Genomic DNA, 20,571 nt, shown 5'->3' on the forward strand with positions numbered 1-20,571 from the left:
TAACAAATTCTATATGGTCATGCTTTTTACCTTTTTTTTGCAAAAAACTTTCAGTAAAGTTTCCAACCTCTTCGGCAAATAGAGTCTAAACTACTTTTTCAGGAGATGGCGACGAATACTTCCTAAATTCTGGAATAAGCGCACGCCAAAAGCGACAACGGCTGCCAAATATAAATCAACCCCAATACGATCTCCAACGTACGCCAAGAAGGCGGCAAGGAGCATGTTACTAAAAAAACCAGACAAGAACACTGTGCTGTCGAAATGATCCTCCTGTGCGGATCGTATCCCACCTAAGACGGAATCCAGAGCTGCAAGAATCCCAACGGATAAATATTTAGCATATTCAATCGGGACTGAAAACGGACTTACATACCCGATCGCCAAACCCAAAACTAAGCCTAAAAGCGGCAACCACATAGTCTTATCCTCCCTGAATCAGCGACCGATGACCGGTTTGGCCGCCGTAAAATCGATATAGCGTACCCCTTGTTGAAACGATTTATACTCTTTATCGTTGATAAGTTGAAAGAGTGCATTTAATTTATCCTTCCAGCTATTGGCTTGTCCTAATCGAACTTCCACTCCGCTGTCTAGAAATAACGTTATTTGCTGAACAGCATTGACATGGATTTCCCCGATATGAACAATCAATTCCGGGGGAGCTTGTCCCAGTAGGTTAAGCGCAGCAGTTAGGGAAGGGTTGCTTAAATTCTGACCTGGCCCTACCGTATCCGTAAGGTTAATTCCAGTAATCACCGGGTGGTCCGTTTGAGGCCAACTTTCCAAACGGCGTAGAAAGGTGCCTTGCTCATCCACCTCTAAGACTCCTTTTGGAACAGCTACTAAGGCCACCGGACTCCGTTCAGTTACTTGAATGACAAGCGTCTGGGGAAGCTTACGCTGAAACTGAACGCTTTTAACAAGCGGATGCAATGAAACTTTAGTTCTAAGCGTCTCTTGATCAAACAGCAATAAATTTTGTCCCTGAACTCCATTGGCTAATTTCAGAATTTGACTTTCCGGGATTATCTTAAGCCCCTGTACGATCACATGTTGAATCGTAAATGCACTGGAACGGAAGAAAAGAGTCAAACCTAGGGCAAGTAAAATTGTTAAAACAGCGACATTGAGAAAGGACGTATTCATTTTCTTGGGTTGCATTTCGCTTTTCCTCCTTATCCCAAGTATAACGAATACAGTCCTATTCTGTCATGCCTTTTCGGAAGACTTCTCTTGACAAAATGCTCCATTATATCTATCTATACTCGGTAACTATGCTTGCTATAGTCATACTGAAAGTACAATTCGTTATTATTTGCAAACATCAATGCTGGCAACCCTAGTTACTCTTACTGAATAACACGCCGAAGCCTCGCTCCTAACCGCCGATATTTCTCTTCTAAATTTTCATAGCCACGATCGATATAATCAACTTTTTCAAGTACAGTTGCTTCCTCCGCTGCTAATGCGGCAAGGAAGAGTGCTGCACCAGCCCGTAGGTCAGTGGCTTCAACGAAGGCCCCTTCAAGAGTTTCCACCCCGCGAATGACAGCAGTTCTTCCCTCAATCGTAATTTGCGCTCCCATGCGCCGCAACTCATCGACATGCTGAAAACGATTTTCAAAGATCGTTTCAGTGATGATACTGGTTCCTTCTGCGCACGAGAGCATGGCCATAAACTGAGGCTGCATATCTGTTGGAAATCCTGGGTATGGCATTGTTTTGATGTCCACCCCCTTAATTCTTCCCCGCTGTTGAACACGAACTGAATCATCAAGAAGGGTAATATTCGCTCCTGCTTGGCGTAATTTTGCAATCACAGGTTCCAGATGTTCAGGAACAACATTCTCAATTACCACATCTCCTTCAGTCATTACCGCTGCAATCATATGCGTACCCGCTTCGATTCGGTCCGATATCACAGTATGTTCCGCGGGGTGGAGCACATCGACTCCGTCGATTCTCAAGACATCCATACCTGCTCCACGCACTTTTGCTCCCATTTTATTTAGGAAATTCTGCAAATCAACAATTTCAGGTTCTCGTGCCGCATTGCGAATCACTGTAATCCCTTTCGACAAAACTGCGGCCATCATAATATTTTCTGTCGCGCCTACACTTGGGACATCGAGATAGACATCGGCCCCCCGTAACTGATCTGTCCAAGCTTCAATATACCCATGTTTTTCTTTAACCTTTACCCCAAGTTGTTGAAGCCCCTTAATGTGTTGATCCATGGGGCGAGAACCAATGGCACACCCTCCTGGTCTAGAGATCTTCACTCGTCCATGCCGAGCTAGTAATGGACCCAAAATCAGATTAGAAGCACGCATTTGCCGCATAAGACCTTCATCCACATCCCAGGATTCTAGCGCTCCGGCATTAATAAGCAACGTCTCATCCTGGCGCCTTACCCCACAACCGAGGTGTTCAAGTACCTCGATCATATGAGTAATATCAGCTAACGCCGGGATCTCAAGCAACGCTGATGTCCCTTCAGCCAGTAAGGTCGCTGCCAGTAAGGGAAGGGATGAATTCTTCGCCCCGCTTACCCTGATAGTTCCTTCTAACCGCTGTTTCCCAGTGATAACATAGCGATCCATCGCCATAATCCTGCCCCCTCTTCGATGTTCGATGTTCGAGGCTCGATGTCCGATTTGTGAATTCGATTCTGCGAATCGAAGTACGAATTGAACTCGGAGAGATTAATCATTCTGCGAACTTTGTTCGCCTTCGATTCGTCCCTCGTGCCTCGCGCATCGTTATAAGTACGCCACTTCCGTTTGCAAGGTAACCCCAAATTTCACCTGCACATCTCTCTGGATATCCTCCATCAAAGCGAGCACATCCTTAGCCTTGGCGTTACCCGTATTGACTATAAAGTTCGCGTGTTTAGTCGAAACCTGAGCCCCGCCTATACTTTTCCCTTTCCAACCCGCCGCTTCAATCAAGCGACCAGCAGAATCACCCGGTGGATTCCGAAAAACACTCCCTGCATTGGGTTTTTCAAGTGGTTGATAGGTTGTTCTTCTACTTAAGTTCTCTTTCATTATATTTAAAATTTGTTCACGATCCCCTGCTGAAAACTCAAGCTGAGTTTCCAATACCCACGCCTGACCGCGCAAAGAACACGATCTATAGGCAAATTCTAGTTCAGAGCGTTCGAACTTCTTAAGGGTTCCATCGGCCCGAAGCGCGGTTACATTCCGAATAAGAGGAGCCATTTCCCCACCGTAGGCACCAGCGTTCATAATAACTGCACCGCCTACAGACCCAGGGATTCCCCGAGCAAATTCCAGTCCACTCCATCCTCGTTCTCCAGCTTCTTGGGCTAACCGAGCTAATGAGTACCCTGCTTCAACCTGTACCCTATATTCCCCCCATTGAATCGCGCGCAGCGCCGTGGTCATCAACACAATGCCCGGAAGCCCTTCATCAGCTATTAACAAATTTGAACCCCGCCCAATCAGCCAGGCTGGGATTTTCGCCTGCTGCGCACGCTGCCAAGCGATCAACAAATCCTCTTTTGTTGGGGGCCAATACACAGTCTCAGCCGGACCACCAATCTTCCATGTGGTCAATTGAGAGAGCGGATAATTTTTCTCCACTCGTCCCGCCATTCCATCCAAAATCATCGATGTTCCACCTCAAGTTATCTGCACTTATTTTGTTCTTCCAAAGAGAGCTAAGAGCCGATTTAATATCCAACCAAGAAACTCCAAGATCAATACACCGTGCTATGGTCTGACAGGCCACTTGCTCTTGCTTCGGTTCCGGCCACCTCGGCAAATGCCCCACAAATTTCAGTCCCTCTGGTGCACGATAAAAATCGAGTTCCGTTTTCCGAACCACCCACGTCGATTTTTCTTCGACTCGTTTAGCGTCTCTTCCCCAAGAACTTGCTTCCGCAAACCCCTTTAGCCAAAAATCAGGTAATAACCAATGTATGCCCTGCTTTCTTTCGCATTGCCATTCTCCGTCTGCTGTCGGCCAAAGTATAGATGGTTCAAACCCAGCTTTATTTAAAATATGTCCTAACAAGGGGCGTCCTTCTATGATAACGGTTGGTTCAGAATCCAGCAAGATAAGTTCATCCTCAAAGAAGTTATGTAGAAAAGATTGAATCGATTGCTGGTTCATTCCTAGCGCCAGTGCCCTTGCTCGACAGACGTCCTCTTCTGTTACCTCTGGCCAAAATACCAATTCCGTTGCGAGTCCTAATTCCTCAGATAGGAACTTACCATCAGAAGGAACCTCCCACCAACGTTCACTTAACCCTTCACTTAACCCTTCCTTTGCCGGTTCAACTTCAGAAAATTCAAGCTGGATCTCTTTCAGCATAGCCCGAACTCCGTCTATCCCGTAAGCAGTAGACGATGCTACCAATTGTATTTTTCGTCTTGGCCACACCACGCTCACTCCTTTCCAATGCTTCTGCCATATGCTATGCATTGGAGTAAAAAGGTGTGAGCGAATTCGAGGCACGATGCACGAGGTTCGAGGTTCGAAATCAGAAACCAACTCTCGTGCATCGTGCATCGTGCATCGATTTAGTGCCAAGCTGTGGCCTTACAGAGATCCACAATTTTATTTAAGGCCTGAGGTTGAGCTAACGTCCGAGCAGCAGCACCCATTTTAGCGAGCAGAGTGGGTTTGGAAATAAGTTCATTTACCTCTTTCCCTAAGCGTCCTCCATCTAACTCTGAATCCAAAATAATTCGAGCTGCACCTGCCTGAACAAGGGCCTGAGCATTATGTTCTTGATGATTCTCCGCTGCATACGGGTAGGGAATTAACAAGCTTGGCATGCCTGCAACCATCAACTCTGCCAAAGAGGCTGCTCCAGCGCGTCCAATGTAGAGATCTGAACAAGCCAAGGCCTCTGGCATATCGTTTAAGTATTCCAAGATGCGCCACCCAGGACGTTTCCAGGATATTCCTCTCTTCTCAAATTCTTCAATAGTTTCCCCATACGTTATCTTTCCAGTTGCCCAAATCACCTGAATATTCGAGTGTTGGGCGAGATATTCTAAAACTGTAGTCATGGCCTGATTCAACGTACGCGCCCCTCTGCTCCCACCCGTCACCAGTAACGTCATACGATCTGGACGTAATCCAAAGTGCTTTGCCCCGATTTCACGGGAAACCTTTCCGATTTCCGGACGAACCGGGAGCCCAACCAGTTCCAGTTTTTTCTTAACCCCAAAATGCGCAATGCTCTCGGGAAAGGTCACCATCACACGTCGTACCACCCGGGCCAATAGACGATTCGTAATTCCAGGTAACGCATTCTGCTCATGGAGCAATGTCGGTATATTAAAAAGAGAGGCTGTTAAAACAACTGGGCCTGAGACATATCCCCCAGTTCCAACCACAAGATCCGGATGAAACTCACGCAAGATATTCTTTGTCTCCCAGAGGGCTTTGACACTTTTACCTAAGACTTTTATCATATCGAGACTTAATTTACGCGGAAGTCCTTTGCCAGAAATTCCAGCAAAAGCAAGGCCCGCCTCGGGCACCAAACGCGCTTCCATTCCATCTCGGATTCCCACATAGAGTATTTGTGTCTCAGCATCTCGCGCCAATAATCCTTGGGCAATGGCCAAAGCTGGATAAATATGCCCACCTGTTCCACCACCAGTCAAAATTACACGCACCTCAAATACCCCTTCCTTACCTTACTTCCCGGGAAATATTCAGCAGCACTCCAACGCCAATCATGGTAAAGACGAGCGACGTGCCCCCATAACTAATAAACGGCAAGGTGATTCCTGTAACTGGCAATACCCCGCTTACAACCCCCATGTTTATCATCGCCTGAATGGACACCATAGCGGTTAATCCCACAGCCAAAAAACCCATGAAAGCATCTGGGGCCCTCATGGCCACCCGAAAGCCACGCCAAGCAAAAAGGAAAAAGAGCAAAATTACTAACGATGCCCCGATAAAACCGAGTTCCTCTCCAATCATAGCAAAGATAAAGTCGGTATGGTTTTCTGGCAAATAAAGAAACTTCTGCCGGCTTTGCCCCAAACCCAAACCAAACAGTCCACCCGGACCCAACGCCAAAAGCGCTTGGATCGTCTGATATCCATTGCCCAAAGGGTCAGCCCAGGGATCCAAAAAAGCGAAAATACGCCGCATTCGATAGGGAGCAGCCGCAATCGCTGCAACCACCAAACCAAGTCCTGTCCCTGCTAACCCAGCGATATGACTAACCCGTGCTCCTGCGGCAATCAACATGAAAAACGTCGTAGCCGCGATGACCAAGGTCGTCCCCAGATCCGGTTGGAGCATAATCAGTCCTGCAATCACCCCAAGCAAACCGAGAATGGGCAGAACCCCTTTGCGAAACGATTGAATCTTATGAGGGTTAAGAGCTAATACGTGGGCCATCACCAACACCATGGAAAGCTTAATCACTTCAGAAGGCTGAATTGACAGCGGCCCAAGACCTATCCAACGATCAGCGCCATTGACTCTGCGCCCAATTCCCGGTATTTTAACCGCAACAAGCAAGGCAATCGCAATATACAGAGCCGGCTTAACAAATCTTCGTAACAATCTCAGATCAACCAACATGCTCAAGATCATCGCCGTGAGCCCCATAACAGCCCATAAAATTTCCATCTTGAAAAAGTGATAGGGATCGTCAAACTGAATGTACCCTCTAACAGCACTAGAGCTATAAACCATAACAAACCCTATCCCCAACAGAGCCAAAATTGCTCCCAGCAAGACCAAATCCGGTCGGTGAAACCTGCGCATGTATAGTTCCCCCTTTATTGTTGAATGGGTTCCCTATAATGCCTACGCACTAACTCCTTAAACAATTCCCCTCTTTCTTCATAACTTTTAAACATATCCCAACTTGTACAAGCAGGAGACAATAAAACAACATCACCCGGCACCGCCTCAGCGATTGCTTTCTCTACCCCATCCTCAAAGCTTGTCGCTCTGATAATCGTCTGGACCCCTTCATCTCGAGCAGCCTGCTCCATTTCATCGGCTGCTTGCCCTAAGAGAACAAGGCTTTTGACCTTATCCCGTACGACTTTCATAAACTCATGGAAATCAAGGCCTTTGTTTTTTCCCCCAGCAATCAAAACCATCGGTTCATCAAAGGCTAACAAAGCCTTGATGGCTGCATCCGTATTAGTCCCTTTGGAATCATTCACAAAAAGAATCCCCTCAAACGTCCCCACAAGTTCTTCTCGGTGCTCTACCCCTTTGAAGTGACGAAGCCCTTCTGCTATCTCAGTCCAAGAAAGTCCTACCGCTCTCGCTGCTCCAGCCGCAGCCATAACGTTTTCCAAATTATGAGCCCCGCGGAGTTGAAGTTCCTTGCGGGATATAATGGGAATCATAGTCCTTTTTTCCTTTTCAGCGTAAACAATTTGATCGTGCCACAGGCTAATTCCATCTGGCAAAAAAGATGTCGGACTAAAATACAGAACCCGACTTTTTAAGTTCGCCCCCAAATTTCGCACTAAAGGGTCATCCCAATTTAAAATCGCCAGATCTGTTGCAGTTTGATTCTTAAAAATCCGGGCTTTAGCCAGAAGGTAATTTTCAAGAGTGCCATGCCTGTCCAAATGGTCTGGGGTAATATTTAATAAAATTGCCACATGGACACGAAGATTGTCAATAAACTCCAGTTGAAAGCTAGAAAGTTCAGCAACAACAATACTGCTCTCATCCATCCCTTCAACTTGCCCACTTAAAGCGACTCCAATATTTCCAGCCACAGTCGTTGGCCGACCTGTTCGCTTAGCTAATTCACCAATCAACGTCGTGGTCGTCGTTTTCCCATTCGTGCCAGTAACGCCAATACAAAGAGCAGGGCAATCATGCATCGCCAACTCAACTTCGCTCCACACATGAACCCCTTGGGAAATTCCCTCCTGAACGAGGGATAGTTTGGGAGATACCCCCGGAGATAAAACGATCAGTTCAGATCTAATCCCCGCAATTTCCGGTACACCACCAACCAACAAATGCCCCGAATCAAGACCCAGCTCCTCAACCCCGGCGAGCTGCTCCATCCCCTTACTATCCGTCAGAAAAACCTCCGCACCCAAACGCCGAAGCTTCCGAACAGCCGCTTGCCCACTCAAACCTGCACCAATCACCAAAACACGTTTCTTCGTCCATTCCACGTAAGTAATCCTCCGTTACATAAAATTAATCTCTACCCCAAAGTAGGCATATACGCCATAATTCCCACAAGCGCACAAAGCAGCGCGGCAGTCCAAAAGACGATGACCACCTTCCATTCACTCCAGCCCCCGAGTTCAAAGTGATGATGAATCGGACTCATCCGAAAGACCCGTTTGCCCGTCGTTTGAAATGAAATAACCTGAATTATCACCGAAAGTGCCTCCACCGCGAATAATCCCCCGATGATTAGAAACACTAATTCGCTTTTCGTGAGTACCGCAAGACTTGCTAAGGCCCCGCCTAAGGCTAGAGACCCAGTGTCCCCCATAAATACACGGGCAGGATAGGTATTAAACCGCAAAAACCCAAGACATCCACCAACCAAGGCGGCTGCAAATACTGCCATATCTGTCTCGTGTGCCAAAACTGCAACCCCACCCCCTTGAATCGCGGCCAATAAGGCAATCACGATATAGCTCGCTCCTGAAAACATAGTACTGCCCGCAGCTAAGCCATCTAACCCATCCGTTAAATTTACGGCATTTGTCATTCCCACAATCACTAATGAAATCAGGGCATAGTAAAACCAACCCAACTCCCAATGCAGGGACGTGAAAGGGATAGCAACATCCGTTCCTCGTCCCAACCAACGAACGGAAATCCACATGAGAATAAAGGCCAAACTAAACTGTCCAATAAGTTTTTGATAGGCCCGCAATCCTAAGGAGCGGTGCATCACAACTTTAATAAAATCATCAATGAATCCAATTAACCCAAATCCCAGGGTAATTCCCACTAACGTCACCATTTCCAAAGAAGTGGGTTGTTCTGCCGCAACCATAGCACTAACGATAATGCCGACGAGAAAAATCAAGCCTCCCATTGTGGGGGTTCCGGCCTTTTTCAAGTGTCTTTTGGGGCCATCATCGCGTACAGTTTGACCGAACTTAAGAATCCTTAAGACCGGAATCAAGAAAGGGCTCAGGACCAACGTGATGATAAGAGCTAATCCTGCCGCCAAGACCAAGCGCTCAGACATGTGTTATTCCATCCTTTACTCTGATCTTTCAAGTTTCATCGTTATCTCTTCCATTTTCATCCCTCGCGACCCTTTGATCAGGACCCATACTTCAGGTCCTGAGTGAGCAAGGAAATCCAGAGCTTTTGTGACTGCTTCTGCGCGGGTAGTCGTCACCTTAATATGATCTTCTGGGTACCCTGCCAACCGTGCTCCGTAGGCAATTTCCTCTGCCAATTTGCCCACGGTAATGAGTTCACTAACTCCTAACTCAGCAAGGGTTCGCCCAACCTCGCGATGCCCTGACTCTGCCGCAGTTCCTAGCTCATACATTTCGCCCAAAATGGCCAGAGTCTTATGCCCACTCGCTCGCTCTTTAAGAACCTGTAATGAAGCCTGCATCGACACTGGATTAGCGTTATAAACATCACTTATCAGCGTGGCTCCAGAAACTCCTTGCCGAATTTCCAAGCGCATTTTAGACAATTCCAACTCGCTTAATCCCACACATCCATCCGCCAGCGAAACCCCAAAAACCGTGCCTACAGCTAATGCTGCCAAGGCATCTAAGACATTGTGTTGACCTGGCAGTGGGAGATTTGCTGTTGTTTCTTCGCCTTGGAAGTTTACGTCAAACGTCGTTCCCAAGGCCCCCCAAGGTCGGAGTTGAGACCCGATAATCTGTGGCTGAGCGAACTCTCCTTCAGTGCCATAGAAACGGAAAGGATGCGTATCATTCCTCGTCTTTTTGACTGACCATGAATCCTCAGCGTTGATAAGGGCAATCCCATCCTCCGGCAAGGCCTCAACTAACTCCCACTTCGCCTGAGCAATTCGTTCCTGAGACAGTAATAACTCTAAATGGGTTGTGCCAATATTCGTAATCACCCCGATATTCGGTTTCGCAATCTCACACAAGGCTCTAATCTCACCCAAGCCCCGCATTCCCATCTCTAGTACCAAAATCTCAGTACCTGACGGCGCATTGAGGACCGTTAGCGGAAGCCCCAATTCATTATTATGGTTTTCCTTGTTGCGGTAGACGCGAAAACGTCGAGACAGAACCGCAGCAATCATATCCTTCGTCGTAGTTTTTCCATTGCTTCCTGTGACTCCAACCACCTTAGCCCCCAGTTCCAAACGCCAGGCCTTTGCCAACTCCCGAAATGTCGAAAACACTGACTCTACAAGAAGAAGGGCTTTATCTTCAGGCACTGAAAATTTAGTTTCCGACCCATTGAAGCGCGCTTCTTCTGCAATAGCAAGAACCGCTCCTTTCTTCCAGGCGGCTTCAATATAATCATGGCCGTCCACCTGTTCCCCTGGAAGGGCAAAAAACATCTCCCCGCCCTTAGCTTGACGACTATCTATGACGCACCCTTGAACCTCCAAGTCAGAGTTTCCAATCACCCTCCCTTGTACAATCTGAGCAACCGTCTCAACTGTCCACTTGTGCATATCCTAACCCCCTTAATGCTTCACGCGCCACTTCCCGATCATCAAAGGGATGAACTTCAGTCCCGAAAATCTGATAGGTTTCATGTCCTTTGCCCGCAATCAGAATTGTATCTCCTGCTTTCGCCATACGGCAAGCGCTCCAAACGGCTTCCCGTCGGTCTCGCAAGGCGACATAATCCACTCCCGAAACTCCAGTTAGAATCTCTTGAATAATTTGATCCGGATCTTCCGTGCGAGGGTTATCAGAAGTCACTATGACGAAATCACTCCATTGTGAGGCAGCCTCCCCCATAAGCGGACGTTTACCTCGATCCCGGTCTCCTCCACACCCGAAGACTGTAATAAGTTTTCCTTTTGTAAAATCCCGAGCCGTTCGTACCACATTGACCAAACCGTCTGGTGTATGCGCATAATCAACAATAACTTGGAATGGCTGACCAAGCCGAACACTCTCAAAGCGACCCGGAACCCCAGAAATCTCTGTCAGGGCCTCCGCAACAGTCGCCTTATCATATCCCCGTTCAACCCCCCATACAAAAGCAGCCAAAGCGTTATACACACTGAAAATCCCCGGTGTCGCATACCAGATCTGCTGAACCTCATCTCGGAAACGTACCCTAAAACGAACTCCTTCAGTGGTCACTTCGACATTCTCAGCTCGGTAATCTACGGAATTGTAAATCCCATAACTCACAACCGGAGCGGCTGAAACTTGACTCAGTTTAGAAAATGCGGGATCATCTCCATTTAAAATGCTAATCTTCGGCTGTATCTTCCCTTTGAGATTGGAAAACAAACGAGATTTAGCGTTAAGATACTCCTCCATTGTCTTATGATAATCCAAATGATCTTGTGTCAAATTTGTAAAAATCCCGGCAGCGAATTCGCACCCAGCAACCCGTCCAAGATCCAAGGCATGAGATGACACTTCCATCACCGCCAGACTTACCCCTTCCGCAACCATCTCTCCTAAAAGCTTTTGAACATCAATAGCTTCGGGTGTTGTCCTTTCTCCCGGAAGTTCCCGTCCATCGATCCGAGAACCAAGCGTTCCGATTAAACCAACTTTCTTACCGTGTTTTGCCGCAATTTTCTCGATAAGATAAGTAATCGTTGTCTTCCCGTTCGTCCCCGTAACCCCGACTAACTCCAAGTGTTCACTCGGGCGATCATAAACAACAGAAGCTAAAAGCCCCATTACTTGACGCACATTGGCAACCAGCACTTGCGGTACATCAAGAGGTAAAAACCTCTCCACAACTAATGCTACAGCCCCAGAGGCAATGGCTGCTGCCGCAAAATCATGGCCGTCCACCTGAAAGCCGGGAACGCAGACATAGAGGTCGCCCGGTTGGACTTGCCGTGAATCCATTGACATCCCCCGCACGATGACTTGAATGTCCGCAGATGAGGAGATAATCTCGATTCCTTCCAAAATTTCTGACAGTGATTTCGCTGTGGGCATTCCTAACCATTCCCTTCCAATGTTTTCCCAGTTTACGCCTTAATATCAGCCAACTTATAGTTATTATAGACAATTTGCTCCTCTAGCAGACCTTGAGAAATCCATCAATGTCCAAGTGGACTGGCTGAGATTGGTACACGCCCCCTGAAATTGTTAATCGCTTCAATATCTTCATCCTCATCCTCCCACCAATGAGCGAGCGTCGGGGTGGATGCATCCTTTCCTAAATAGATAAGAACATTCGATCCAGCCTCCACTTGTGCATCCCCATGCGGGATTTGATCGAGAACCATTTCACCCTGACCTTCCGTCATGGCCTTAAATCCGGCCCCCGTCAAAGCCTTTTCTGCCTCAGCTAAAGGTAAACCTAAGACAGAAGGAACAGTAGCCGCCTTCTTAATCGGCGGAAATTCAAGGCCGGGCATAGGTTTGCCAGGCGTCAGCGGTGCCTGGGTATCCGGTTTTACACCAAGGTATCTTAGGGAATCAAGCATGACAGTCTGAACCACAGGGGCTGCGACAACCCCTCCATAAAACGGAACACCGTCGATCACAGCCAATATGGCTAACCGAGGTTTATCCGCAGGGGCAAAAGCCACAAATGAAGCAACATATTCCCCTTGAATATACCCTCCATTTGCTACTTTTTGCGCAGTCCCTGTTTTTCCTGCCACACGATATCCGGGAAGAAAAGACCGTCGCCCGGTGCCATTCGTCACAACAGATTCAAGGATTTCCCGTTCTAACTTTGAAGTATCCTCACTAATGACACGTCGAATTTCTTCCTTTTTGAAAGGAGTAACAACTCGCCCACTAGGACCGACAATTTCTTTAACCAATTGTGGTTTCATTAATGTTCCGCCATTGGCCACTGCTGAAACCGCCGTTAAGAGTTGAATAGGGGTGACGTTATTCGTTTGCCCGATGGACATCGTCGCCAAATCTAGCGCCGTTGCCTTCTTCTTATTCGCCAAAATACCTAGTGCTTCGCCGGACATCTCTATCCCCGTCTTCTGCCCAAAACCAAAATCCCGAAGATATTTATAGAAAGCGTCCATACCGAGACGCTGCCCCATTTCAATAAAACCGGGGTTGCAGGAATTCTCAGCCACTTGAACAAACGTTTGATCGCCATGTCCTCCAGCCTTCCAGCAACGCACATTTTTCCCCAAAACAGTATAAGCCCCTTTATCAAAAAAGTGCTCTGTCGGCTTAATCTTCTTTTCCTCAAGAGCAGCTGCCAAGGTAATAATCTTAAACGTTGACCCTGGTTCATACCCATTCTGAATCGCAATATTTCGCCTGGTGCTTTGATCCGCTTGCTGATATTGATTCGGATCAAAGCTCGGGGCCGAAGCTAAGGCAAGCATTTCTCCCGTACTAGGATCCATCACCAAAATCGAAGCATTCTTAGGTGCCTGACCATTCATGTTTATACCCTGTCCAGACATCAGCTTTTGCAATTCACGTTCCGCGAAAGACTGGATATTCTTGTCGATGGTTAAGCGCACAGTATTTCCTTGTTTCGGCGCTAAGTACTGATGCTCGGCCTGCGGCAGAGGAATCCCATTGGCTCCAAATTCTTGAAGGATACTACCCGGAATTCCTTTTAAGGCAGTTTCTCTGGTTAACTCTATTCCTTCCAGACCTTGATTGTCAATCCCCGCAAAACCGATGATATGAGACGCAAGTGTGCCCAATGGATAATACCGTTGGCTGTCCTCCGTAGTTCCTATTCCAGGTAGCGCTAACGCCCGCACCTGCGCTGCCACTTCCGGTTTAACCCGCTTTTGAACATATTCCAAGGCCGTACGTTTCGTAATATGCGCTTCAATCTCCGCTGCAGTTTTTCCTAAAAGCGGGGATAAAGTCAAGGCCATCTCTTTGGCTCTGCCAGACTGCCTAACTTCTGCTGGAATGGCATACACTGTTTCACTACTAACGCTCATGGCCAAGACGTTCCCTTGCCGATCCTCGATATTTCCACGTTTAGGTGCAACCGGGACACCCCGAAAGTGGGAATCATCCGCCTTTTTGCGCAAATCAGCCCCTTGACTCAGTTGCACAAAACCCAGTCGAACAATCAGGACGACTAAAAAAACACTAACACACAAAAAAAGAAAAGCGATTCGTTTACGCATGACAACAAAAGGACTCACAAGTCCTCACCCCCACTTTCTGGGGTCTCCGCGTACCCAAAGCGCCATTCTCTTAACGTTGTGTGGATGCAAAAAAACTTGTAAATAACTGTGAAAATTGATGAAGTGCTGTGGGTTTAGCCTCGTTGGTTTGCATGGCAACTTGGGTTGACGGAGCCCCCTTTTGATTCTTGACTGCAGGCACAGCACCTGCCACATACACGATTCCCGCAGGTTTTTCCATGCCCATCGATAGTGCTACACTCTCAATTCGACTCACGGCACGAAGTTTATCTGCCTCCATTTGAAGAAGATCATTTTGCGCCTTAATCTCGGCAATATCCTTCTCCAAGGAGCGAACTTGTGCACCCTTGACAACTGTCAATTGAATCGTTTCTACCCCAATTGCACCCGTCATTCCGACAATAAGAGCCAATGCTAAGATGCTTTTCCCTTTGGCAAATTGTTTCCCTTTCCTTGTGGGCCGTGGGATTCTTGCAACGGGGTTCTGCGTTAATGATTCCTGCCAATCAATCTTTTCCTGCGCCACTACCAAGGGTATTCCTCCTCCTTTTCATTTAGACGTTAAATTTTCTCGGCAACCCGCAATTTTGCACTTCTGGAACGCGGATTCTGCTCAACTTCCACTTCAGACGGGAGAGTAGGTTTTCGCGTTAGTATCTTGGCCATAGCCTTGGCCCCACAACGACATATCGGTAATTCCGAAGGGCATGTACACCGACCAAGCCAGGACTTCATTCTGTCTTTCACAATACGATCTTCCAACGAGTGGAAGGTAATCACACCGATTCGCCCCCCCTGATCCAAACAACGCCATGCTTGATCCAGCACTCGATCCAAAACCCCTAATTCATCGTTCACCGCAATCCGAATGGCCTGAAAAGTACGTTTAGCAGGATGAGGTCCACTGCGTCGGACCGCTGCTGGCAACGCCGCTTTAATCACCTCAACCAGTTCACCTGTTGTTTCCAGCGGCCGCTCATTGCGTGTTCGCACAATGAATTGCGCAATCCGTTTGGACCATTTTTCTTCCCCATAGTTCCAGATCATCTGGGCCAATTCCTCTTCGCGCCATGTGTTCACAATTTCTCGAGCATTCAATGAGCCGGAAGGATCCATGCGCATGTCCAAGGGAGCATCCTGCATATAACTAAAACCGCGTTCGGCTTCATCTAATTGAGGGGATGAGACCCCTAAATCAAACAAAATACCATTCACAGGTAGTAACTTCAACTCTTGTAACGTTTCCTCCAGAAATTCGAAATTGCGATTAACTAAGGTTATTCGATCATCCAGACCAAAGATCTCTTCCGCATGACGAATTGCTTGACTATCTTGATCAAAACCAATCAATTTACCTGAGGCTTCGAGTTTTTTCAAGATCCTTTGGCTATGCCCAGCCCCGCCAAGGGTACAATCCACATAGATACCAGTCGGGTTTGTAACGACCGCATCGACAGTCTCCTCTAGTAAAACAGTGATATGTTGAAAATCCAAGTGAATCCGTTCCTTTCTATATTCCGAGCTGAACCAAGGATTCAGCAGCACTAGCATAAGCGCTTTCTGCTTGCTGACTGTATTCTGTCCAAAGTGTCTCGCTCCAAATCTCAACCCGACTTGACACTCCAACCAGTACCAGATCCTTCTCTAACTGCGCATAGTCCCGCAAATTAGCCGGCAATAGAATCCTGCCCTGCTTGTCCAATTCGCATTCGGTTGCCCCAGAAAAAAAGAAACGGACAAATGAACGAACTTCAGGTTGGGTGAACGGCAAAGCGCGTAGTTTCTGTTCCAAAGAGTTCCATTCCCCGAGAGGGTATACAAACAAACAGTGATCTAAGCCTTTGGTCACAATAAATTGTTTTCCCAAGGCCTCTCGGAATTTGGCAGGAATAATCAGCCTACCCTTGCCATCAATTGTATGAATGTATTCTCCCATGAACATTGTAGTTCACCCCACCGTTGTGGCATCTCGCCCCACTTCGCCCCACATTACCCCACTAGTTCTCCATTCAGCGAGATTATCCTGCTAAAAAATAGTCAATTTCAAAATAAAATACAAAAATAGGTAGAAGGTCCTACTCTTATGCCCATAAGTCGGACAAACCGAGTCGGGAAAACGAGGGGCGAGTGGAACGGGAAGACCAGGAGAAGAAAAAGACAGAGGACGGTTTTAACATCTCACTTCTGAGACACCAAAACCGCCCTCTGTCTTCTATGTCTTCGGTCCCCTTTGTCTTTTTCCAATCTTCTTTCTTTCAGGATTACAGGATCACGCTAAATGCAACGGTTTAGCGTCAATGCCATGCGCTGCTTCCATGATAGTCTCTGGCAATGTCGGATGCGCATGTATCGTCCGCGCAACCTCCTCGGCCTTGAGTCCCTTTTCCACTGCGATCACTAATTCTGATATCAAACTACTGGCTTGTGGACCCATGATACTCGCTCCTACGATAACGCCCTCTTGGTCTGCCAAGATCTTAACTAAACCAATGCTCTCTCCTAAGGCTAAAGCCTTACCATTGGCCGAAAACGGGAATTTGCTTATACGATAAACCTTCCCCAAAGCCTTGAGTTCCTGTTCCGCATACCCCACGGTCGCAATCTCTGGATACGTAAAGATGGCACTCGGTATAGCCTTGTAGCTCATGGCCACTGAACAGCCTGCGATATGTTCAGCCGCAACGATCCCTTCCGCAGAGGCCACATGAGCCAACATGATCCCCCCGACTACATCTCCTATCGCATAAACGTGGGGAAGATTAGTCTGCATTTGCACATTCACCTTAATGGCCCCTTTTTCTGTTTCTAAGCCCAGCTTATCAATATCGACCCCCTGTAAATTAGGCCTTCGGCCGGTGGAAAGAAGAACACGGTCAGCTGGAATTTCTCGTACCCCTTTAGCATCTTCAACTTGGACAATGAGACTTTCCCCCGTTTGTCGGATCTCTTTAACGGCAGTCTTTGTCGAAATCTCCATCCCACTGCGTTTTAACAAAGGAGTTAACCGCTTAGGAATTTCCTCATCGAGAGTAGGTAACAAGGTTGGCAGCATCTCTACCACGCTAACCTGAACACCAAACGCTTCATATATTGAAGCAAATTCCAAACCGATAACCCCTCCCCCGATGACGACCAGTCGTTTTGGCAGTTCTAGTTCTTCGAGAAGTTCATCACTAGTCACAACTCCTGGAAAGCCTGCGCCAGGTATCGGAATACGTGCGGGCGTAGACCCTGTTGCCAGCACTACATTCTCAACTTGGATATGTTCTACACCGTTTTCCATGGTCACTGAAATCTGCCCAGCTTCTTTAAATTCTCCCCAGCCTTTGATTACGCGCACATTCGCCGCTTTCATCAATTTCTCAACTCCACCAACGAGTCCCTTAACAACTTGATCCTTTCGGGCGATCACAGCAGCATAATCCACACGTTTTTCGCCCACAAACAAACCAAATTCCTCAGCACGCCCCATTTCACGCCATAAATCGGCGCTTTTCACTAACGCTTTGGTAGGGATACACCCCCTGTTGAGACAAGTACCACCCAGCCGTTCACCCTCAATAATTACGACTGATAAACCCAGTTGAGCAGCCCTTAATGCGCAAACGTATCCTCCAGGCCCCCCGCCAAGAATTCCGACCTGATAATTCACTCTACCTCTCTCCTTCCATACCCTCTCCATTATTTCGACTATCGTTAACCTTTTCCTGCTTAACTTATCCATTCCTTACACTTTCCAAATCGTGGTTCCTGTTTGTATTTAAGTTTGTTCCATTCAATTTTAGTTTCCGTACAGTTTTATATGTAACGTCGATTGAAAACTCGAAATGATATCCCTCTAGTATATCCATTTTGCATAATGCATACTGCGAAATTTCTCATAGCCTTCAGCACAAAGAAGACCTAAGCCCTGAGTGTCTGCTCAGGATTTAGGTCCTTTTAAGTGATTATACTATAGATATTACACAAAACATAAGGGTTACATTTTAGCCATAATACTCTTCAGTGGATACTCCGGGAATAAATAAGATTTGTCCTGGATAGATAAGATTGGGGTTACGCAAGTTATTTCCAAGAATAATAGCCTGCATTGTCGTCCCATAGCGTTTTGCAATTTTGTAAACCGTATCCCCTTTTTTCACCGCATAAACTTCATGTGCTGGTTTAGGGGCTGGCATTGGGCAATGGTAGAGATGTTGTTGCATCATAGGTTCACCACACGGCGAGCAAGCCATCGGTCCACCGAGATCAAGCGAAACAAAACCGGGATCCGCGTCGACATCAAGGTTGACTAATCCACTTGGCGGATACATTCCAGGCCCACAAGCCATCGGAGCTCCTTGCATTCCTGGCATTCCTGGCATCCCTGGCATCATCCCCTGCATTCCCGGCATCATCCCTTGCATACCTGACATATCAGACATTCCCTGCATTCCAGGGGCCTGGGTTGGATTATAAGCAACGGAACGTAATTCCATAATAATTTTCCTCCTTTAAATTGCATTAAGTGATTTTGAAGTTTGCTTTCTTCCCTTTATCTATTAACAATATATGGTAATTAAAAGGTAGTGTGTTTGTACCTTAAAAATTTATAACTTATTTTTTATACCAAATTAAAGAGTGTAAATTTCAGGTGGCATAGGTGCAACTAAGGCAACCGCTGGCCATGGATGGCCGAGTGTCGCTGAAGCCAAGGATGGCGAGAAGCGACCGCCTTCGCCAAGGCTGCAAGAAGACTAACTCGTGCGAAGACAGTGTCTGCAAGAAGGGCTAATCCGTGCGAAGACAGTGTCTTCGTGGGCGCTAGCCAAGTTTTCTTTAAAAGAAAAAAAGCTGACCTTCTTGGCCAGCTTATATCTGAATTATAGTGAACAACTGTGAATTAAACTACTGCTATTGCCTTGTTCAATTGTGCAACCAGTTCATCTACATTCCGCCCATGGGTTAAGGCAGCGCCTTCAATACTTTCCATTGTGGAAGAAGGGCATCCTAAACAATGCATTCCGAGCTCTAGAAAAACTTGAACAGTTTGCGGATATAATTTTAACACTTGGCCCACTGTCATCTCTTTAGTTAACATATCATACTCCCCCTTAGGATTCCTCAGTAAACTACTCGGTTTTATTATAAAACATACTTATTAAAGTAGCAAGGTATTATCCAAACATCTCGGACAATCATGACATCCTATTATTACTTCTTGCGAATGGAATTCCCGTTTAACGATATTCAGAAGCAAGTTGAAACAATAGTTTATAGACATGGTCTGCTAGTTCAGCCTTAAGTGTTCCTGTCCCACAGCTCGGTGTTATCATACTCTGTTGGCGAAGAAGCGATTCGTCGACACCACGTTTAACGAGTTCTGCTACGTTTCCTTCCAAACGAAGTTTAAGGCTTTGAGCGGTTTCTTCCCACGCTACAGGATTCGTGGGAACAATCCCCCAAGAAAGGATTCCATCTCGTGCTAAAAATCTATTTAATGGCTCTGCTAAAACCACCATACTCTGCATGTAATCGTACGCATCAAAATTCACAACCTGAATATTAGAGTCAAAAAGAAGTGTCCAATCCATCCCCGCGCAAACATGCACCCCCGGAATTCCACCCTGGCGGATAATCCCATCGATAATCGTATTCAGCTCTGCGATTAGTTGCTCTCTATTTAATGTAACATGAGTTGATGCCCCAAAAGCATAAAGCCCTGGATCGTCGATCGTCATCAACACAGGTAACCCAAATTTCCGGAGTCGTTTAGTCTGCCACTCAGCATGCACCGCAAGAGTTTTAACCAGCATATCTCTGAGGGTATCATCATAATAGCATGACCGTCTGCTTTTATCCGTGATTTGCATTCCCAGTGTCAACGAACCACTGACCTGTCCCTTTAGTAGCACAGCATCCCTTGTTCCATGACGTTCAAGGTCACGACAGAACGCCTCAAACCCTTCTCCGCCCTGAGCGCTGAACCCGAAACGTTCCAGTGCTTGTTCATCCCCCTCAATGGCTTCTAAATAGAGCGTATAAAACGTCGTCATCCGCTCTACCCAATCCGTCGCCTCGATTTGAAACTTTGGATTTGCAAGATCGGCAATAGCTCCCGTCTCAATCAGGGCGTTGAGATATTGCCCCACAAACGAGCTTTCTGCTCCGAGTCCTGGAAGTTGAGGCCAATGTGGGGCAAGCGGAACACTTTTCCAAATTAACTCCAAAGCATCTTCACCGTTCGTTTGAGGTACACTACCAACCCCTGTAGCGAGAAAATGAGGTTTAAAACCTTCGTTTTGCATAACTTAACCTCTTCC

General features: G+C 47.0%; 19 protein-coding genes. All 19 read right to left on the reverse strand.

The annotated features are described in order from the left end of the window. Positions 1 to 90: 90 nt before the first annotated feature. The 19 genes from DSOL_RS03375 to DSOL_RS03465 all read right to left on the reverse strand — a co-directional run bounded on the left by DSOL_RS03375 (position 91) and on the right by DSOL_RS03465 (position 20,556). Positions 91 to 420 carry a small basic family protein gene (locus tag DSOL_RS03375; protein WP_075363477.1) on the reverse strand — a complete coding sequence of 110 codons (330 nt, stop codon included), beginning with the start codon at positions 418 to 420 and terminating at the stop codon, positions 91 to 93. Positions 421 to 438: 18 nt separating this feature from the next. Further along, positions 439 to 1,164, reverse strand: coding sequence for a cell division protein FtsQ/DivIB (locus DSOL_RS03380; protein ID WP_075363478.1), 726 nt, complete (start codon positions 1,162 to 1,164; stop codon positions 439 to 441). 188 nt (positions 1,165 to 1,352) lie between these two features. Next, positions 1,353 to 2,612 (reverse strand): UDP-N-acetylglucosamine 1-carboxyvinyltransferase, encoded by a 1,260-nt coding sequence (gene murA, locus DSOL_RS03385; RefSeq protein WP_075363479.1) that lies wholly within the window; start codon positions 2,610 to 2,612, stop codon positions 1,353 to 1,355. 153 nt (positions 2,613 to 2,765) lie between these two features. Continuing rightward, the gene (murB, locus tag DSOL_RS03390; RefSeq protein ID WP_170871428.1) at positions 2,766 to 3,638 is read right to left on the reverse strand and encodes a UDP-N-acetylmuramate dehydrogenase; all 873 of its coding nucleotides are present in this window, start codon (positions 3,636 to 3,638) and stop codon (positions 2,766 to 2,768) included. Continuing rightward, a complete protein-coding gene (locus DSOL_RS03395; protein WP_235838674.1) occupies positions 3,553 to 4,413 on the reverse strand; it encodes a hypothetical protein in 861 nt (286 codons plus the stop codon). Before DSOL_RS03395 ends, murB begins: the two co-directional genes overlap by 86 nt. 140 nt (positions 4,414 to 4,553) lie before the next feature. Beyond that, positions 4,554 to 5,663, reverse strand: a complete 1,110-nt coding sequence (murG, locus tag DSOL_RS03400; RefSeq protein WP_075363481.1) for an undecaprenyldiphospho-muramoylpentapeptide beta-N-acetylglucosaminyltransferase — start codon at positions 5,661 to 5,663, stop codon at positions 4,554 to 4,556. Positions 5,664 to 5,679: 16 nt separating this feature from the next. Next, a complete protein-coding gene (spoVE, locus tag DSOL_RS03405; protein WP_075363482.1) occupies positions 5,680 to 6,774 on the reverse strand; it encodes a stage V sporulation protein E in 1,095 nt (364 codons plus the stop codon). A 14-nt stretch (positions 6,775 to 6,788) separates the two neighbouring features. Next, a complete protein-coding gene (gene murD, locus DSOL_RS03410) occupies positions 6,789 to 8,165 on the reverse strand; it encodes a UDP-N-acetylmuramoyl-L-alanine--D-glutamate ligase (RefSeq protein ID WP_075363483.1) in 1,377 nt (458 codons plus the stop codon). A gap of 32 nt (positions 8,166 to 8,197) precedes the next feature. Further along, entirely contained in the window at positions 8,198 to 9,205 is a 1,008-nt protein-coding gene (gene mraY, locus DSOL_RS03415) for a phospho-N-acetylmuramoyl-pentapeptide-transferase (RefSeq protein WP_075363484.1), read from the reverse strand. A gap of 15 nt (positions 9,206 to 9,220) precedes the next feature. Continuing rightward, on the reverse strand, positions 9,221 to 10,642 hold the full coding sequence (locus DSOL_RS03420; protein WP_075363485.1) for a UDP-N-acetylmuramoyl-tripeptide--D-alanyl-D-alanine ligase: 1,422 nt from the start codon (positions 10,640 to 10,642) through the stop codon (positions 9,221 to 9,223). Further along, the gene (locus DSOL_RS03425; RefSeq protein ID WP_075363486.1) at positions 10,623 to 12,107 is read right to left on the reverse strand and encodes a UDP-N-acetylmuramoyl-L-alanyl-D-glutamate--2,6-diaminopimelate ligase; all 1,485 of its coding nucleotides are present in this window, start codon (positions 12,105 to 12,107) and stop codon (positions 10,623 to 10,625) included. Before DSOL_RS03425 ends, DSOL_RS03420 begins: the two co-directional genes overlap by 20 nt. A 104-nt stretch (positions 12,108 to 12,211) precedes the next feature. Continuing rightward, on the reverse strand, positions 12,212 to 14,266 hold the full coding sequence (locus DSOL_RS03430) for a penicillin-binding transpeptidase domain-containing protein (RefSeq protein ID WP_075363487.1): 2,055 nt from the start codon (positions 14,264 to 14,266) through the stop codon (positions 12,212 to 12,214). Positions 14,267 to 14,318: 52 nt separating this feature from the next. Then, positions 14,319 to 14,801: an FtsB/FtsL family cell division protein gene (locus DSOL_RS03435; protein WP_075363488.1), complete on the reverse strand. Its 483-nt coding sequence runs from the start codon at positions 14,799 to 14,801 to the stop codon at positions 14,319 to 14,321. 29 nt (positions 14,802 to 14,830) lie between these two features. Then, on the reverse strand, positions 14,831 to 15,763 hold the full coding sequence (gene rsmH, locus DSOL_RS03440) for a 16S rRNA (cytosine(1402)-N(4))-methyltransferase RsmH (protein ID WP_075363489.1): 933 nt from the start codon (positions 15,761 to 15,763) through the stop codon (positions 14,831 to 14,833). 16 nt (positions 15,764 to 15,779) lie between these two features. After that, positions 15,780 to 16,211, reverse strand: coding sequence for a division/cell wall cluster transcriptional repressor MraZ (gene mraZ / locus DSOL_RS03445; protein WP_170871429.1), 432 nt, complete (start codon positions 16,209 to 16,211; stop codon positions 15,780 to 15,782). A 327-nt stretch (positions 16,212 to 16,538) separates the two neighbouring features. Then, complete coding sequence (gene lpdA, locus DSOL_RS03450) at positions 16,539 to 17,921, reverse strand: dihydrolipoyl dehydrogenase (RefSeq protein WP_235838675.1); 1,383 nt, start codon at positions 17,919 to 17,921, stop codon at positions 16,539 to 16,541. Between the two features lie 334 nt (positions 17,922 to 18,255). Beyond that, positions 18,256 to 18,747 carry a LysM peptidoglycan-binding domain-containing protein gene (locus DSOL_RS03455; RefSeq protein WP_075363490.1) on the reverse strand — a complete coding sequence of 164 codons (492 nt, stop codon included), beginning with the start codon at positions 18,745 to 18,747 and terminating at the stop codon, positions 18,256 to 18,258. Between the two features lie 404 nt (positions 18,748 to 19,151). After that, on the reverse strand, positions 19,152 to 19,349 hold the full coding sequence (locus tag DSOL_RS03460; protein WP_075363491.1) for a DUF1858 domain-containing protein: 198 nt from the start codon (positions 19,347 to 19,349) through the stop codon (positions 19,152 to 19,154). A gap of 139 nt (positions 19,350 to 19,488) precedes the next feature. Then, positions 19,489 to 20,556, reverse strand: coding sequence for a methionine synthase (locus DSOL_RS03465; protein ID WP_075363492.1), 1,068 nt, complete (start codon positions 20,554 to 20,556; stop codon positions 19,489 to 19,491). Positions 20,557 to 20,571: the final 15 nt, after the last annotated feature.

The organism is Desulfosporosinus metallidurans, from assembly GCF_001936615.1.
Taxonomy (GTDB): domain Bacteria; phylum Bacillota; class Desulfitobacteriia; order Desulfitobacteriales; family Desulfitobacteriaceae; genus Desulfosporosinus; species Desulfosporosinus metallidurans.

Excerpts from the sequence above, each read along its gene's own strand:
- DSOL_RS03375 (WP_075363477.1), bottom strand. The coding sequence starts at position 420 with ATGTGGTTGCCGCTTTTAGGCTTAGTTTTGGGTTTGGCGATCGGGTAT.
- mraZ (WP_170871429.1), bottom strand. The coding sequence starts at position 16,211 with ATGTTCATGGGAGAATACATTCATACAATTGATGGCAAGGGTAGGCTG.
- DSOL_RS03425 (WP_075363486.1), bottom strand. The coding sequence starts at position 12,107 with ATGCCCACAGCGAAATCACTGTCAGAAATTTTGGAAGGAATCGAGATT.
- murB (WP_170871428.1), bottom strand. The coding sequence starts at position 3,638 with ATGATTTTGGATGGAATGGCGGGACGAGTGGAGAAAAATTATCCGCTC.
- DSOL_RS03455 (WP_075363490.1), bottom strand. The coding sequence starts at position 18,747 with ATGGAATTACGTTCCGTTGCTTATAATCCAACCCAGGCCCCTGGAATG.
- DSOL_RS03460 (WP_075363491.1), bottom strand. The coding sequence starts at position 19,349 with ATGTTAACTAAAGAGATGACAGTGGGCCAAGTGTTAAAATTATATCCG.
- DSOL_RS03420 (WP_075363485.1), bottom strand. The coding sequence starts at position 10,642 with ATGCACAAGTGGACAGTTGAGACGGTTGCTCAGATTGTACAAGGGAGG.
- murA (WP_075363479.1), bottom strand. The coding sequence starts at position 2,612 with ATGGCGATGGATCGCTATGTTATCACTGGGAAACAGCGGTTAGAAGGA.
- spoVE (WP_075363482.1), bottom strand. The coding sequence starts at position 6,774 with ATGCGCAGGTTTCACCGACCGGATTTGGTCTTGCTGGGAGCAATTTTG.
- DSOL_RS03380 (WP_075363478.1), bottom strand. The coding sequence starts at position 1,164 with ATGCAACCCAAGAAAATGAATACGTCCTTTCTCAATGTCGCTGTTTTA.
- DSOL_RS03465 (WP_075363492.1), bottom strand. The coding sequence starts at position 20,556 with ATGCAAAACGAAGGTTTTAAACCTCATTTTCTCGCTACAGGGGTTGGT.
- mraY (WP_075363484.1), bottom strand. The coding sequence starts at position 9,205 with ATGTCTGAGCGCTTGGTCTTGGCGGCAGGATTAGCTCTTATCATCACG.